Annotated in this window: 12 protein-coding genes; 1 reads left to right on the plus strand and 11 read right to left on the minus strand. The window is 72.3% G+C overall.

Features of this window, described 5'->3' with window-relative positions:
* Nucleotides 1-21 precede the first annotated feature (21 nt).
* The 6 genes from HQQ79_RS10095 to HQQ79_RS10120 all read right to left on the minus strand — a co-directional run bounded on the left by HQQ79_RS10095 (nt 22) and on the right by HQQ79_RS10120 (nt 6,145).
* A complete protein-coding gene (locus tag HQQ79_RS10095) occupies nt 22-582 on the minus strand; it encodes a cysteine hydrolase family protein (RefSeq protein WP_173034030.1) in 561 nt (186 codons plus the stop codon).
* Nucleotides 579-2,057, minus strand: coding sequence for a cytosine permease (locus HQQ79_RS10100; RefSeq protein WP_173034032.1), 1,479 nt, complete (start codon nt 2,055-2,057; stop codon nt 579-581). Before HQQ79_RS10100 ends, HQQ79_RS10095 begins: the two co-directional genes overlap by 4 nt.
* A 26-nt stretch (nt 2,058-2,083) precedes the next feature.
* Nucleotides 2,084-3,418: an RIP metalloprotease gene (locus HQQ79_RS10105; RefSeq protein ID WP_173034034.1), complete on the minus strand. Its 1,335-nt coding sequence runs from the start codon at nt 3,416-3,418 to the stop codon at nt 2,084-2,086.
* A 124-nt stretch (nt 3,419-3,542) separates the two neighbouring features.
* Complete coding sequence (gene dxr, locus HQQ79_RS10110) at nt 3,543-4,655, minus strand: 1-deoxy-D-xylulose-5-phosphate reductoisomerase (RefSeq protein WP_173034036.1); 1,113 nt, start codon at nt 4,653-4,655, stop codon at nt 3,543-3,545.
* A gap of 2 nt (nt 4,656-4,657) precedes the next feature.
* A complete protein-coding gene (locus HQQ79_RS19165) occupies nt 4,658-5,629 on the minus strand; it encodes an FKBP-type peptidyl-prolyl cis-trans isomerase (RefSeq protein WP_173034038.1) in 972 nt (323 codons plus the stop codon).
* A 6-nt stretch (nt 5,630-5,635) separates the two neighbouring features.
* A complete protein-coding gene (locus HQQ79_RS10120; protein ID WP_027465770.1) occupies nt 5,636-6,145 on the minus strand; it encodes an OsmC family protein in 510 nt (169 codons plus the stop codon).
* 34 nt (nt 6,146-6,179) lie between these two features.
* Between HQQ79_RS10120 and HQQ79_RS10125 the strand changes: the two genes are divergently transcribed.
* Nucleotides 6,180-7,172: an asparaginase gene (locus HQQ79_RS10125; protein ID WP_071244782.1), complete on the plus strand. Its 993-nt coding sequence runs from the start codon at nt 6,180-6,182 to the stop codon at nt 7,170-7,172.
* A gap of 64 nt (nt 7,173-7,236) precedes the next feature.
* On the opposite strand, the gene HQQ79_RS10130 is transcribed toward HQQ79_RS10125, so the two are convergent.
* From HQQ79_RS10130 to HQQ79_RS10150, 5 genes are all read right to left on the minus strand, one after another.
* Entirely contained in the window at nt 7,237-7,998 is a 762-nt protein-coding gene (locus tag HQQ79_RS10130) for a hypothetical protein (protein ID WP_173034040.1), read from the minus strand.
* 65 nt (nt 7,999-8,063) lie between these two features.
* Nucleotides 8,064-10,079 carry a zinc-ribbon domain-containing protein gene (locus HQQ79_RS10135; protein WP_216852358.1) on the minus strand — a complete coding sequence of 672 codons (2,016 nt, stop codon included), beginning with the start codon at nt 10,077-10,079 and terminating at the stop codon, nt 8,064-8,066.
* A complete protein-coding gene (locus HQQ79_RS10140) occupies nt 10,076-12,553 on the minus strand; it encodes a DUF3488 domain-containing protein (protein ID WP_173034044.1) in 2,478 nt (825 codons plus the stop codon). Before HQQ79_RS10140 ends, HQQ79_RS10135 begins: the two co-directional genes overlap by 4 nt.
* Nucleotides 12,550-13,863 carry a DUF58 domain-containing protein gene (locus HQQ79_RS10145; protein WP_051596797.1) on the minus strand — a complete coding sequence of 438 codons (1,314 nt, stop codon included), beginning with the start codon at nt 13,861-13,863 and terminating at the stop codon, nt 12,550-12,552. The genes HQQ79_RS10140 and HQQ79_RS10145 overlap by 4 nt, the downstream gene beginning before the upstream one ends.
* 98 nt (nt 13,864-13,961) lie before the next feature.
* A complete protein-coding gene (locus HQQ79_RS10150) occupies nt 13,962-14,933 on the minus strand; it encodes a MoxR family ATPase (RefSeq protein ID WP_173034048.1) in 972 nt (323 codons plus the stop codon).
* Nucleotides 14,934-14,950 lie beyond the last annotated feature (17 nt).

A 14,950-nucleotide genomic window follows, 5' to 3' on the forward strand; every position in this document is an offset into this window, starting at 1 on the left:
GTCCGGTCCCCGTGCGTCCGTTCAGAGCTCCCTGACCGAGTCCACGACCGTGATGAGCGGGGCGTAGAGCCGCATCACCGCGAGCGCACGGTCGTGGTCCTCGTCGGTAGCGCCGGCGCAGGCATCCGCCACGACGGTCACCGTCGCACCGGCGTCGGCCGCCGCCAGCGCGGTCGACAGGACGCAGCAGTCGGTCGAGACCCCCGTGAGCACCAGGTGCGGGTGGTCGCCGACGACGGCCTGGAGGCTCGTCCCCCACTTGCCGAAGGTCGGTTCCGTCACGACGGGGTCGTTCCGGTCCGCTGCCGCCGACGCGAACGGCTCGGTGAGCGCGTACAGCGGGTCGGCGTCCGGGACCAGTGCGAAGGGCCAGTCGCGGTAGTACGGCACCCACGCGCCCTGGGGCTCCGCCGGAGCCACGAAGCGGGTGAACACCGTGCGGCCCGTGAACCGCGGCAGGAGTCGCTCGATGCCGGCACCGGCGTGGTCGTACCGCGGGGCGGCCCACGGGTTCTCGCCGGTGAAGACCTGCTGCATGTCGATCACGACGAGCCAGGCGTCGTCGGGGATCTCCGCGCTCATCGCAGGTCGTCCGGGGTGGCGAGTGCTTCCTGACGGCGGATCGAGCCGCGCGCGAACAGCAGCGTGCCGAGGAACCCGACGACCAGGGCGACGAGGACGCCGAGGTTCGCGTAGGCCCACGGCCCCTCGCGGCCGCCGAGGCCGAACGGGCCGAGCAGGTAGCCCTGCCAGTTGAGCCAGGCCGGGACGCCGTAGGTGTTCGTCACCAGACCCCACCCGAGCACGGTACCGAGCACGACGAGCGCGATGGGCAGCCACCGGACGTCGCCGTAGCGCCCGCGGCGGTCGTCGAGCTCGGCTTCGGCGTAGGCGCGTCGACGGAGCAGGACGTCGGCGACGAAGATCCCGGCCCACGCGGCGATCGGGACGCCGAGGGTCACGAGGAAGGCCTGGAACGGCGAGATGAAGTCCTGCGCGAAGAAGGCGACGTAGACGGCACCGGCGACCATGATGACGCCGTCGACGCCCGCGGCCGCCGGACGCGAGATCTTCACGCCGACGCTCAGCAGTGCGAGGCCCGACGAGTAGATGTCGAGGACGGCTCCCCCGACGAGCCCGAGGATCGCCACGATCGCGAACGGGATGAGGAACCACACCGGGAGCACCGTCGTGAGCGCGCCGATCGGGTCGGCTCCGATCGCGTCGTTCAGGTCCGGTGACGACCCGGCCAGCATCACGCCGATCACCACGAGGACCGCCGGTGCGAGGGCACCGCCGAACGTCGTCCAGCCGACGACCCCGCCCGTCGAGGCGTTCCGTGGCAGGTACCGCGAGTAGTCAGCGGCGGCGTTCACCCAGCCGAGTCCGAACCCGGTCATCACGAGGACGAGCGCCCCGATGACGTTCTGCCCGCTGCCGGACGGCAGGGCACCGAGCGCTGCGAAGTCGATGGTCGGCGCGGCGAGCAGGATGTAGACGACGGTCAACACGGCGGTGACGACGGTGATCACGGTCTGCAGGCGCATGATGACGTCGAACCCGGCGATGCCGGCTCCGACGATCAGTGCGGCGACCACGACGAGCGCGACGATCTTCGTCAACACCCCGCCGTCCCAGCCGAGCTCGGTGAACACCGTCGAGGTCGCCAGGACCGCCAGGGCGGCGAGCGACGTCTCCCACCCGACGGTGAGGACCCAGCTGAGGAACGACGGCACCCGGTTGCCGCGGACCCCGAAGGCCGCGCGGCTCAGCACCATCGTCGGCGCGGAGCCGCGTTTGCCGGCGATCGCGACGACGCCGCACAGCAGGAACGAGAACACCACCCCGATCACCGAGACGATCGTCGCCTGGGCCAGCGAGATGCCGAAGCCGAGGACGAAGGAGCCGTAGCTCAGGCCGAGGACGGAGATGTTGGCGGCGAACCACGGCCAGAACAGCCCCCTCGGGGTGCCCTTCCGGTCGGACTCGGCGATGACGTCGAGCCCCTGGCGTTCGACGGCGCGAACCTCGGGCGGGTTCGTGGCGGCTGTGCTCATGCGCTGAGCGTAGTGGCTCGGCAGCCCTACCCGAAGAGGTTCACCGGACGAACGATGTCGGCGTAGATGAGCAGGGCGCTCATGCCCGCCAGCAGCACCACGACCACCATCGTCAGCGGCATCGTCTTCGCCAGGTCGATGGGCCCCGGGTCCGCCTTGCCGACGAGCTTGAACGACCGTCGCTTGATCGCCTCCCAGAGCGCACCCGCGATGTGTCCGCCGTCGAGCGGCAGCAGCGGCACCATGTTCAGCACGAACAGGCCGATGTTGAGCGAGGCCAGCAGCCCGAGGATCGTGTACGCCTTGTCGACCACGGGGACACCGCTCATCGACGAGACCTCGCCGATCGCACGGCCGACGCCCACCACCGACACGGGGCTGTCCTGCGACCGCTCCTGGGCGCCGAACGCGGCGTTCCACACCGCGACCAGGCGCTGCGGCAGGTCGATGATCAGGTGCGCCGACGCCGCGATCTGGGCGCCGGTCGCGGGCAGCACCTCGGCCGGGGACTGCCGCACCAGGGACTGCCCGATGCTGACGCCGACCACGCCGACACGCTGGGTCTTCGTGGTGCCGTCGTCGTTCTTGACGACCTTGCCCTCGGCGTCGTAGACGTCGCGAGTGGCGGTCGTCGGGGTGATCTCGAGGGTCTTCCGGGCACCGTCGCGCTCGACCACCACAGTGACCTGCTCACCGGCGGACTCCTGGAAGACCTCGGAGACGCGGGTGATCGTGGGGTCCTGCTCGCCGTTCACCGAGAGCACGACGTCACCCGACTCGATGCCGGCCTGCTTCGCCGGGGACACCGCGTCGCCGGGCGAGCACTCGGTCGTCTGGCTGTTCGGCAGCACGCACCCGACGCTCGACGTGAAGGTCGTGGTCGGCGCCCCGAAGCCGCACAGCAGCACGCCGAACAGCACGATGCCGATCACCAGGTTCATGGCCGGGCCCGCGACCATCACGATGATCCGCTTCCACGGCGTCAGGCGGTAGAAGGCACGGGAGTCGTCGCCACCGGAGTCCGCGATCTGCTCGGCGCTGGCCTGGCGGGCGTCCTGCACGAACGCGCCGTACATGCCGGTGTTCGTGATGGCGTTCGCCCGGCCCGAGGCGCGCGGCTTGAGCATGCCGACCATCGAGATGTACCCACCGAGCAGGATCGGACGGATCCCGTACTCGGTCTCACCCCGCTTGAACGACCACATCGCCTTGCCGAAGCCCAGCGAGTACTGCGTCACCTTGACGTTGAAGAGCTTCGCGAAGGACAGGTGCCCCAGCTCGTGGAGTCCGATCGAGACCAGCAGGCCGATGATGAAGACGACCACGCCGAGGACGAAGAGCAGGACGGATTCGACGGTCACCGGGAAAGAGTACGGGACTGATTCCATGACGGAGCCGAGCGCCGTCTGAGAGGCGAGCAGGGCCTCCCGTCCGTCGCCGTCCGCGGTCTGCCGCCTCCGCGTCGGACGGGAGGCGCGTCTCGCGTCAGCGGGTCAGCGCGCGGTCCGCAGCGGTGCGCGCCCACTGCTCCGCCGCGAGCACGCCGTCGAGTGACGGCTCCCCCGCGGTGTGCTCCTCGACGATGCGCTCGACCGTGTCGACGATGTCCAGGAAACCGATCGCGCCGGCGTGGAACGCGGCGACGGCCTGCTCGTTCGCGGCGTTGAACACGGCCGGGAACGTCCCACCCAGCTCGCCCACCCGCTTCGCGAGGGCGACGGCGCCGAAGGCGTCCTGGTCGAGCGGCTCGAACGTCCACGTGCTCGCGGTCGTCCAGTCGAGCGGCACGCCGACGCCGGGCACCCGGTCCGGCCAGGCCAGGCCGAGTGCGATCGGCAGGCGCATGTCCGGCGGCGACGCCTGGGCGATGGTGGAACCGTCGACGAACTCGACCATCGAGTGCACGATCGACTGCGCGTGCACGGTGACGTCGATGCGGTCGTACGGCACGTCGAAGAGCAGGTGGGCCTCGATGACCTCGAGCCCCTTGTTCACCAGGGTGGCGGAGTTCGTCGTGACGACGAGCCCCATGTCCCAGGTGGGGTGCGCCAGCGCCTGGGCAGGGGTGACGTCGCGGAGCTGCTCGCGGGTGCGCCCGCGGAACGGACCCCCGCTCGCGGTGAGGACGAGTCGCTGCACCTCGGTGTCGACGCCGGAGCGGAGCGCCTGCGCGATCGCGGAGTGCTCGCTGTCGACGGGCACGATCTGCCCGGGCGCCGCGGCCTGCCGCACGAGGGAGCCGCCGACGATCAGGCTCTCCTTGTTCGCCAGGGCGAGGGTGGCACCGCTCTCGAGTGCGGCCAACGTCGGACCGAGCCCGACCGAACCGGTGATGCCGTTGAGCACGACGTCGGCCTCGACGCTCCGGACGAGCCGTTCCGAGTCGGCCGCGCCGAACGCGGTGTCGCGCACGCCGAAACGGGCGGCCTGCTCGGCGACGAGGTCGCGGTTGCTGCCCGCGGTGAGGCCGACGACCTCGAACCGGTCGGGGTTGCGTGCGACGACGTCGAGCGCCTGGGTGCCGATCGAACCGGTGCTGCCGAGGACGACGATGCGTCTGCGGGCCGGACCGGTGCTGCCGAGGCCGCCGTCCGTCACGATCAGCCCTTGGCGAGGATGTCGACCACGAAGACGAGCGTGGCGTTCTTCGGGATGCCCGAACCCTCCTGCGGGTTGGCGCCGTAGGCGTCCTCCGGCGTGGCGACGATCAGGACCTGTGAGCCGACCTTCTGCCCGACGAGCCCGGTGACGAAGCCCTTGATGAGTGCGCTCTCCGACACGGTGAAGGTGGTGGGGACGCCCTTCGACCACGAGGAGTCGAACTCCTTGCCCGTGTCGTAGACGACGCCCTTGTACTGCACGAGTGCGGTGTCGCCGTCGGCGATCGCGGAGCCGTTGCCCTGCTTGAGCACCTCGACCGTGGTCTTCGTGGGCGCCTTCACGCCGTCGGGGATCGTGATCTCCGGCTCGCCGCTCGACTTGTCCTTGACCGTGGGCAGGGCCGGGTCTTGGTCCTTCGGGGTGCCGTTCGCCTTGGTGGGGGTCTGCGCGACGACGTCGGCGACGACCACGATCTCGCCGCCGGTGTTGAACCCGAGTGCCGAGGACTGTCCGACCGCGGCGATCCGGTCGCCCACCTTCGAGCAGGCGAGGAGTGCGCCGAAGCCCGACCCGCCGACGGACAGGACCTGCGGGTTGCCCTCGTCGAAGCCGACGGTGCCGAGCTTCTTGGCGTCCGACGTCTTGTACACGCTGTACGACACCTGCGCGTAGTCGCCCTCGTCGAGTGCCGCGCCCTTGCCCTTCACGAGCCGGGTGGCCTGCGGCGTCTTCGCGGACAGGCCCGAGGCGAACTTGACGGTCGGGGCCTTCGTCCCACCGAACGATCCGGTCGCCTCGACGGCGTCGGAGGCCTTGCCCGGGTCGGGGCAGGAGGTGATCGCCGAGGCCGTGGCGCTGGCCGACGGGGTCGGCGAGGCCGAGGACCCGTTCGAACCGGAGCCGGAGCAGGCGGCGAGTCCCAGCACGACGGCGGGGACGATGGCGATCGGGAGCAGGCGGAGACGCTTCACGAGGACCTAGTCTGCCCCACCAGTCGAAGAGTCCCCTGCCAATGACGCAGGTCGGACGACCAGCTGCGGCTCGTGGTGCACCGGGAACGCCACGGAGCGCGCGATGAAGCAGAGCTGGTTGGCGGTGACGTGTGCGGCCTCGGCGTCCGCGACGCGATCGGCCTCGAGGATCGTGACGACCGGGTGCAGGGTCGCCTCGGTCAGTTCACCCGAACCGTCACGGTTCAGGCGGAGCGACGCGGTCGCGGTGTCCTGGTAGTCCACGACGGTGAAGCCCTTCGTGACCGCGACGTGCAGGTAGCTGAGCATGTGGCACTGGGCCAGCGCCGCGACCACCATCTCCTCGGGGTTCCAGCGGTCACGGTCCCCGCGGAACGTCGGGTCGGCGGAGCCGGGGACGTCCGGCTTGCCCGTCGCCGAGACCACGTGCTCGCGGCCGTAGTCGCGGTACCCGGACGTGCCGGTCCCGCGGTCGCCGGTCCAGCTGACGGAGACCTCGTAGGAGTGGTCGTGCACGGGTGCGCCCCTTCGCCTTGGCTAGCATGGCGGCATGACGGTGAGCCCCGAAGTCCGCAGTGATCGCCATCCTCTCACCGCCGACGGTTCCGTCGAGCTGGCGGTGCTCGAACGCTCAGGGTTCGACGAGAGCCGACACGTCGGTGCCGGCGTCGTCGTCGACGCGACCGGCACGGTGATCGACTCCGTGGGTGACGTGACGGCGAGCATCTACCCGCGTTCCACCATGAAGCCGTTCCAGGCCCTGGCGGTCCGACGCGCCGGCGCGCTGTTCTCGGACGAGGAGCTCGTCCTCACCACCGCGAGCCATGCCGGTACCGCGGCGCACCAGGCGCTCGCCCTGCACATGCTCGAGTCCTTCGACCACGTCGAGGCCGACCTCGGTTGCCCGCCGGACATGCCGTTCGACCGCGGCACCGCCCGCACGATGGACGGACCCCGCCGACTGGCGATGAACTGCTCCGGCAAGCACGCCGGCATGCTCGCGGCCTGCCGGGTGAACGGGTGGGACGAGGCCACGTACCTCGACATCGAGCACCCGCTGCAGCAGCGGGTGCGTTCCGTGGTCGAGGAGTACACGCACGAGACCGTCGACCTGGTCGGCACGGACGGATGCGGCGCCCCCGTGTTCCCGCTGACCCTGACGGGGCTGGCACGCGGGTTCGCCGGTGTCGTGGCACGGGCCGACGACGACTCCGCCGCGCTGACCGACGCGGTCCTGGCGCACCCGTGGGCGATCGACGGTGTCGGGCGTGCGAACACGGTCACCATCGAGCGGCTGCAGGTGCTGGCGAAGCTCGGTGCCGAGGGCGTCATGGTCATGGGGTTGCCCGGCGGCGCGGCGGTGGCGGTGAAGGTGCTCGACGGCTCGCAGCGGGCCGGCACCCTGGCGGCCCTTGCCCTGCTCGAGCGGAACGGGCTCGTCGCGTCCGACGGCGTGGCCGAGGTGCTCGAGGCGACCGGTGAGCGGGTGCTCGGCGGTGGCGTCCCCGTCGGTACGGTGCGCGTCGGTGCCGGGCTGCGCTGATCCGTCGCGGGTGCTGATCCTCGGTCGGCGCTGATCCTCGGTCCGCGCTGCTCCTCGGCGCTGGTCATCGGTCCGCGCTGTCGGGGTCGGGGGCGAGGACCGGCAGCGCCGGGGACATACGGACGACCCCGTCGCCGTCGAGTCGACGGACGGAGCAGCCGTACCGCGAGACCTCGACGGTGACGTCCCGGTGTCGGGGCGCTGCTCCGAGTCCGGGCACGAGCACCACCGTGCCGAGCGGTCGGCCGTCGGTGCCCATCCACACCGCGACCGATGTCCCCGGCGGGAGGGTCTCCCCTGACGGCGTGCTCGAGGTGGTCGAGGCCGGATCGTCGCTGCGGGAGCCAGCGGCGTCGATGAGTCCTGGCGCGACGGCCCACCGCAGGTCGTCGTCGGCGTGGACGGCAGCGGCGCGGAGCTGCTCGGCGAGCCCGCGGAACACCGCGACGGCGAGTGCTCCGGCCCCGACGACCACGATGTGGGAGCCGGCATCGACGCGGAGCAGGTTGCCGCCCGACCCGTGCCCGAGGACGACTACCGGGGTGCCGTCACCGTCCGCAGAGGTCGTGCCCGTCGGCTGCGCCGTCGATCCGAGGGGATCGGCCGCGGCGGGCTGGTCCGGCGCACGCGGCGCAACGACCGGGGCCGGACGGGTTCCGCAATCCGGCGGCGCCGATCGGTGCAGCACGACGTCGACCAGGGCGCAGCACGCACCCGCGCCGAGCAGGACGCTCTGCCCGGCACCACTGATCGGCGCGAGGACACCGGCCACGACGAGCGCGACCGCTGCCCCCACGATCACACAGCGGGCGGTGAAGCGGGACATGTCCCCATCGCACCAGGTGCGAACGGCCCAGCGCTGGTCCGCGACGGGATCTGTGGAGAAGTCGCCTACTGCACGAGGAAGAACTGCTCACCGATGTCGACGCGCGCACCACGCTCGACGCGGTACCGCCGACCGGGCTCGCAGCGGCGGATCGATCCGTCGATGTGCCGGACCACCGTGCCGTTGCCGGAGAACCGGTCGGAGACCCACAGGTCGTCGCCGTCGCGGCCGAGCTCGAGGTGGGTCTTCGACACGGACTTGCCCGGATCGTGCACGGTCAGCAGGTCGTCGTACCGCTCCCCCGGCTGCGGTCGCGGCAGGCGGCCGAGCAGGCCCGTGCCGTGCACCCCGAGCCGTTCACCCGTGCTGAAGTGCAGGACGAACGGCGCCCGGGTCGGGGTCTTCGCGACGATGCGGGTCTCGTCGACGTCGTCGTCGGGGTCGTCGGGCGCATCGGCTCCGGCGTTCGACTCCGACGGGCTCGCCGGCGGGAGCGGCAGCGCGGGTCCGGTCGTTCCCGGGATCGGGGGCAGCGGCGCAGCCAGGGGCGCGCCGGTGGTGGCGGCGGACGGCGCGGAGGACGGGACGGTCGCGGAACCGGGCACCGGCGGGAGCGGGGTGCGCGGTACGGCGGACGCCTCGGGCTCGCTGACCGGGGCAGCGTGCGCCCTCCGGGCGCGACGGCCCGAACCGGACTGCTCGACCTCGGCGCGGACCGGCTCGTCGTCCACCGGGACCTCGTCGTGCGGCTCATCGCCCTGCTCGTCGTGCGCAGCGAGTTCGTCAGCGCTGTTCTCGTCGGGCTCGTCCGAGCCCGTGAGGTCGGACGAGCCCCCGGCCGGCTCGTCCGCATCGTCGGCCGTTCCGGACGTCTCGGTGCCGTCAGACCCCTGGGTGCCGTCAGACCCCTGGGCGCTGTCAGATCCCAGGGTCTCGTCAGAGCCCTCTGCTGCCCAGTCGGGTCGGGTCATCGGCAAGGGCATGACCGGGCCGGTGAAGGCCGCGGTGACCGCCGGGCGGACGGCTCCGCACTCGCCGCAGAAGATGTCGTCGGGCTCGAGCCGGTTGCCGCAGACGTGGCAGATGGTCGTCTCGTGCATGCCGGGGGTGACGAGCGGGGCCGGACGCGGCGGCCGTCGGTCGATGAGCGGCTCGACCACGGCGGTGTCCCCGGGCTGCGGGGGCGACACGACGGCGGGCTGGTCGTCGGCGGCACTCGTCTCCGACGCCCCCACGATCACCTCGTCGCGCTCCGGCTCGGAGCCGACCTGGGCATCCTGTGCGCCCTGTGGGTCCGGTCCGTCCTGTGGGTCCTGTCCGTCCTGTGGGTCCGACGCAGGAGCCGCGGTGCCCTGCTCGGCGGCCGGGTCGGCAGGTGCTCCTGGCACCGGCGGAACGACCGGCTCGGACGGCGTCTCGGCAGCCGGGGTACCACGGCCCACCCACCAGGACGGAGCGGCGGGTGCCGCTGGAGGTGCGGTGGCGGCCGGCGGTGCCCACACGGGCAGAGCGGGCTCCGCGGTGTGCGGGGGCGCGACGGGCTGCTGCGCCGTCTGCTCAGGACCCGGCGTTGGGGCATCGCGCACCGGGGCGGCGGGCGTCGCCGCGCGACCCGGAGCCGGGGCGATGCGGGTGCGCTCGGGGTCGTCGGCGTCGAGGGGCTCGGACGGGTAGGCGTCGGGGTCGAGAGCCGGCTCCGCATCCGACTGGCCCGGAGCGCCCGACCAGTCCCCGAGTCCGGATCCGGCGCCGTGCACGTGGGAGGGCGCCTGCCGCGGCGCGAAGTCGTCGGGACGCTGCACCGGCACGGGTGCCGGCGGTTCGGTTCCACGGCGGTCGGCACCGGTGAGCCAGGCGCGGGTGGCGGGGTCGAGCGTGGATTCGGGCAACCAGGCGTCGGAGGCCGGGTCGGACCGTCGGCCGTGCGCGTCGGGCTGCTGCAACGGTGGCGGCGGTGCCTGTTCGACGGGGGTCGGCGCGACCGGGCGACGGCTCGCCGCGGCGGTGACCGCGCGTCCGCACTCACCGCAGAAGATCGCCCCGTCCGGGAGCATCGATCCGCAGTGTTCGCATCTGATCACGTGGTGCCTCTGTCCTCACTCGGCCGTCCACGACGCTCGTCCGGCCTCTGGACATCGTAGTCGCCGTGCCCCGACGCAGTCTGGCCGTCGGTTCCACGACGGGACCGTGCCGTCGGACGACGCCCGGCTCCCCGCAGCGACCGGAGCGACACGGCGGTGCGGAACCGCTCCCGCCGGGTCCGCCCGGTCCGGAGCGAACCGATCGCGTCGTCCGTCGCCGCCCACATGCGATCGGCGGTGGACTGGTCGGCATCGCTCGGACCGAACACCGCACGGTCGGCCAGCGCCGCGAGTCCGGTCCCGCCGTCGCCCGGTGCACCGACGACGGCTTCACGCCGGGTGGCGGATCGCCGTACGTCGTGCCCACGGTCGAGCAGCGCGTCGCGGTACTCGTCCCAGGCGCCGACGATGCGACCCCGGTGCGTGGTGGCGTTCCGCCGTCGTCGCCGTCGCAGTCGCTTCAGCAGCACGATCACGGCGAACGGCAGCAGGACGAGTGCGACGACGCCGAGGGTCCCGAGGGCCCAGGGCAGCACCGCGAGCAGGATCCGGAGCCAGAGCGGCTGCACCGGCGGCGTGTTCCGGTCACTCTCCGGAGGCGTCTGCTGGTCCTGGTCCTGCTGGTCTACCGGGGGCGGCGGCACGACCGTTTCCGGACGCGTCACCGGCTGCGGGGTCTGCTGCTGCTCGTCCGGGATCTCGCGCACCTCGGGGTTGGGGTTCAGCATCACCCACCCCCACTGCGCGGTGTCCACCTCGATGCGGGCCGTGACGTCGGACCCGCGGAAGGTCGTCGTCCCGCCACGCGCTGCGGTGCCGTCGCTGCCCGAGTCGCCCCCGGCCGTGAAGCCCATCACGACCCGCGCGGGGAACCCGATCTGGTCGGCCATCAGCGCGGCCGCCGCGGCGTACTGTTCCTGGTCCCCGATCATCAGGGGCGCGGTGAGGAGCTCCTGGACACGGTCGGCACCGTGGCCGGACCGGCTCATCCGGTCGTCACCGACACCGTGACTGACGTACCCCTTCCGCTGCAGTGCCTGCACCGCGGCGAGGAGCTTCGCGCCGGGTGCCGACACGTCCTTCGTCGTCGACTCCACGGTGTCGCGCACGGCGTCGGGGACGTCCCGTGCGGTGGGGACGGCGGCGCTCCCCGGCCGCGCGGTCGCCAGTTGCCGTTCCGTCGGCTGGTCGGGCAGCACCGCCGTCAGGTCGTAGGACGTGCCGTCCCCCACTCCGCCGACCACGGCGCCGGTGCCGGTCGATCCGTTGTAGAAGAACGCGCCGCGCTCGTCGTCGGCGTCCTGCCCGGTGAACTCCACGCGCTCCAGGTCGCCGACCGTCGGCAGCCACACACCGCGGTACCCGTCGACCGTCACACCGACGTCGACCGTGGTGCCCCGGACGCCACGGACGTCGACCGAGGTCGGCACGCGTTCGAAGGTGCCCGAGCCCGCCGAGCCGTCGGCGCCGCCGACCCGGTAGACCACGCCGTCGTAGGTGTCCAGCGTCGCGATGCGGACGAACCCGCCCTCGGGCAGGCCGGTCACCCGGAGCTGGGTCGCGTCCGAGGCGGTGGATTCCTCGTAGGCGCGGAACCCGCTGAGCGGACTGACGTAGTCGCGGGGATCGAACGGCTTCACGACATCGGTGCGAGCGACGGTGCGGTCGCCGGAGGGCGGTGCGACCAGGCCGAGCCCGGTCGCGACGACCGCCGCGGCCACGATGGTGCCGGTGCCCACGAGCGCGGGTCGGACGATGGACCGTGCGACCGGCACGCGGGAACCGATGGTGGTCGCCACGGCGACCGCGCGACGCGCGTGCCGGACCGTCAACGCCCAGACGAGGGCGAGGCCGACCAGGACGACCGCCGTCACGATCGACGTGTCGAGCCGGCTCGGCCCGACGACCACGCCCACCGCGAAGAGCACCAGTGCCGGGATGCTCGCGAGTTCCTGCCTGGAGGCGCGGGTCGCCACGCTCACGGCGGTCACCGTCGCCACGAGCAGCGTCACGAAGTAGGGCACGAGGAGCGCTTCGTAGGAGCCCACCGGAAGGCCGATGGTCACCAGCTGCTTCCAGCCGAGGGCGACACCGGCGAAGAGGTCGAGGAGTCCGTGTCCGGTGGGCAGCAGGCCGTTCGCCTGGCTCGGCACGGCGGCGGGGACGCCGGTCAGCGTGAACGCGGCGACGGTCGCGATCGCCACGACGGCCATCGGGAGCCGGAGCAGGGTGCCGAGGAGCGCGACGACCGTCCCGATCACGATCGCGGTGACCGCGGCGGTGACCATCGCGCCGTCCCGGTACACCGGCCACCAGGACGTGCTCGCGACGGCCAGCAACAGCCAGACCGCGAGCGTGCCGCCGGCGAGGCGGAACGGGACGAGCCGGCGGGCATCGCGACGGTCGGACCGTCGGGTCGAGCGTCTCGCCCGGTCCGGCGCCGGGGCCGGGGTGGTCACGGGTGCGGCGCTCATGCTGCCGACGCCGATCGGTGCAGGGCGTGCCGCAGGTCGTCCAGGTAGCCGATGGTCATCACCGTCAGACCCGCGACACGCAGGAACCGCGGCTGGGCCTCGGGCTCGCAGATCACCGCGACGACCTCCACCCCGACGGGGAACCGCGTGGCGGCGAGTCGGAGCGCGGGCAGGCCGACGGTCGACCCCACGACGAGGAACGCGACGGAGATGCCGTCGGTGTCGCTCCCCACGATCCGGGAGACCTCGGCGATCGGCAGGCACGCGTCGGCCAGGCCGACCGAGGCGAAGTCGTCGAGCAGGCGCGTCGGTGTGACGGTGGGGAGCGTCCGGACGGCGTACACCGCGCGCTTCGCGAACTCCGGCGTGCGCTGGGACACCACCACCGAGACCTCGCGGCCGTCGCGGATCGCCCGCGCTCCGAGCGATGCGGCCGCGCTCACCGCGAGCTCGAACTCCTCGTCGTCGGCGAACTCACCGCGGGCGATGCCGAGCGCGACGACGAGGTGCGAGCGACGGGTGTCCTCGAACTGCCGGACCATGAGCGCGCCGGACTTCGCGGTCGACTTCCAGTGGATGGTGCGCGGGTCATCGCCGGGCATGTACTCGCGGATGGCGTGGAAGGCGATGTCCGCGGGCGACAGGTCCGTCGTCGCCTGCCCCTCGAGGTCACGCACCAGCCCGGTACTCGTCGACGGGATCGCGATGGTGCGCGGGTGCACGATGACCTGCTCGCGGGCGGTCCAGACGAGTTCGCGGCGGACGAGTCCCACGGGGTCGGCGCGGACCCCCGTCACGGGCCCGACGTCGAGCACCCCGCGGCGGAGCGTCGGGACGGGGACCTGCCGCTCGAAGGTGCCGTGCGGCCCGATGGCCGGGATGGCGACGTCGACCAGACCGGACCCGACCGGCACCTCGACGGTGGTCGGCACCGACGGCAGGCGCGTGGGGTTCTCGGCCGTGATGATCACACCGGCGTCGTCGCCGACCGCCACACGGTGCTGCGGGAGCCGCATCCGGATCACCAGCCGTGACCGGCCGATCAACGCCACCGCAGCGACCACCGCGAGCACCGCGCCGGCGAACCCGACGACGACGATCTCCCGCAGACCGAAGCGGTAGCCGGCCACGAACGCGACGAGCGTCAGCGCGGCGACCGTCCACCCGAGCCCGGTGACGACGGACGAGACCTCGCCCCAGAGACGCAGGACGAGCCTCCAGGCCGTTGCCCAGAGCCGGACGATCCCGATGACCGCATCCGCTGCGACGCCCTCGCGGTCACCGACGATCCGCGTCCGGACGTTGGTCATGCCGGTGACCGTCCCCGTGCGCTCGTACGCCGTCGTGCCACGACGCGACCGCGTCGAGGACGGACGGCGCGAGCGCGTGGAGACGGACCGGCGGTCCGTCACGTCGTGACTCGGTCGGCGGGCGGCGGGGTCTCCACCAGGAGCTGCGCGATGACGCTCGGTGCGCTGACGCCGTCGAACTCAGCCTCGGCGTCGAGCACCAGGCGGTGCGCGAGGACCGGGACGGCCAGCGCCTTCACGTCGTCCGGTGTGACGTAGTGGCGACCGCTCAGCGCCGCGAGGACACGGGAAGCACGGATCAGGCCCATCGCCCCGCGGACGCTGACACCGAGCCGGACCTCGCTCGCGGAGCGGGTCGAGTCCACCAGGCGGGCGACGTAGTCGGCGATCACGGCGTCGACGTGCACGGTGCGCGCCAGGGCGGCCATCTCCGTGATGGTCGCGGCGGGCACGACGCTCGCCAGCGGGACCGACGCCGACGGAGCCGACGAGGTCTCGAGGATCTTCACCGTCGCGGCGTGGTCGGGGTACCCGATGGACGTCTTCATGAGGAAGCGGTCGAGCTGCGCCTCGGGCAGGCGGTAGGTGCCGGCCTGCTCGATCGGGTTCTGGGTCGCGATGACCATGAAGGGCGCGGCGAGACGGTGGTTGACGCCGTCGACCGTGATCGCGGACTCCTCCATCGCCTCGAGCAGCGCGGACTGGGTCTTCGGGCTTGCACGGTTGATCTCGTCGGCGAGCACGATGTTCGCGAAGACCGGCCCGCGGTGGAAGTCGAACTCCTGCGTGCGCTGGTCGTAGACACTGATGCCGGTGATGTCGCCCGGCAGCAGGTCGGGGGTGAACTGGATGCGGTTCGTGGTGCCCTGCACGCTCTGCGCCATCGCTCGGGCGAGGCTCGTCTTGCCCGTTCCGGGAACGTCCTCGAGGAGCAGGTGCCCCTCGCTGAGCATCGCCGTGACCGCGAGGCGGATCACGAACGTCTTCCCGAGGAGCACCTGCTCGACGTTGGTCACGATGCGGCCTGCGACGTCGGCGAACCAGGTGGCCTGCTCCGGGGTCATGCTCATGCGGGATGGTCCTTCGG

This window comes from Curtobacterium sp. VKM Ac-2852, assembly GCF_013205045.1.
Lineage (GTDB): Bacteria > Actinomycetota > Actinomycetes > Actinomycetales > Microbacteriaceae > Curtobacterium > Curtobacterium flaccumfaciens.